Here is a 1,289-nt window from a genome sequence, read left to right as displayed (position 1 = left end):
GTGGACCTTTTAAATAAGGAACGAGCACGACTTTTTAATCTACACACGCAGAAATAATAACCGCATTACCAGATACGTCAGTTGACGTATTTGGTAGTTTTTAGTATTCCTATGACCGACCTAAATAATCTTAAAGTATGGAAACGCTCTCCTGTAGTATTTCAGGGTCAAAAGCGCTTTTTCATTAAAGAAACCTTAGAGTTTTTAAGCAAAGCGATTAACAACGATGACGGAGATGGTTATACCATTTTAGACGTCTTTGGTGGTAGTGGCTTACTTGCGCATAATGCAAAGCGTGCCTTTCCTAAAGCTAGAGTAATATTTAATGACTACGATAATGTCAGTCACAGGATTAAAAATATTAGTACAGCTATTGAGAACTGGCAGGCTCTGAATAAAATTAAGCTCCAATATGAAGCAGCACACAGTGTTAAATTGATTTATCACCAATCTGTAAAAGACAAAGCAGTACTTGATGCTATTGTGGCTTTTCTAAGTAATACTACTGACGAAAAGTTAAGTTTACAGCATATGAGTGCTTGGCTTTGTTTCAATGCCATTAGCTACTTTAATAAAGAAGAGCTTATTGAAAAAGTGAAGCGTGGTATTTACTGGTGTGTACCATTAAATCCACCGCCATTAGCTGATGATTATTTATATGGTCTAGAGGTTGTAAGTAAAGACTTCCGCGAGTTATTAGACGAGTTTAAGGATAGTATGAACGTCATATTAATCCTTGATCCTCCATATCTGTGGACTACAAGCGAAACTTATAAAGATCCTAATGCCTTTGGCATACCGGAGTTTTTGGAGCTAATGCTTGTGGTAAAACCTCCGTTTATCTTCTTTGAAACAGCTAAAAGCCAAATCAGTGCATTAGCTCATAAATTTGTTACTAACGGATTGCCTAACAGTGAATCATGGCAAAACCTAAGTAGTTTTACGAAAGAAATTAGCCACGTAAGAGGGCATAAACGGCTGGAAACAATTGTATATAACGTAAGTAATAAAAGATAAAGCGCCGATTTTAAAGATAAAGCGTTGCACATAAAAGAAAAAGCGTCGTATAAAAAGGCAAAGCGTTGGTTATACAGAGTATTAGCAATAAAGAAATACGGGCTAATTTAGTGGGGGGTCTATTTTTAAGTAATAGTATTGAGGGCTTATTTCAATGCTTAATATATCGGGATATCTTCCTGATTAAACCTCTTTATATTAGCTTCGATAATACAGGTGTATAGGGTGAGTTTACACTGTTTGACTTTATTTAACCTAATTAACTCTAATTA

General features: G+C 35.5%; 1 protein-coding gene. It reads left to right on the top strand.

Annotated features, from left to right (window positions below; genetic code table 11):
• The first annotated feature begins 111 nt into the window (after positions 1 to 111).
• Complete coding sequence (locus CKF58_RS06910) at positions 112 to 1,017, top strand: DNA adenine methylase (RefSeq protein WP_119532318.1); 906 nt, start codon at positions 112 to 114, stop codon at positions 1,015 to 1,017.
• The last annotated feature ends 272 nt before the right edge of the window (positions 1,018 to 1,289 follow it).

The organism is Psittacicella hinzii (assembly GCF_003585935.1).
Taxonomy (GTDB): Bacteria; Pseudomonadota; Gammaproteobacteria; order Enterobacterales; family Psittacicellaceae; genus Psittacicella; species Psittacicella hinzii.
The sequence above is the reverse complement of the archived record's forward strand: the minus strand, read 5'-3'. Positions and strand labels throughout refer to the sequence as shown.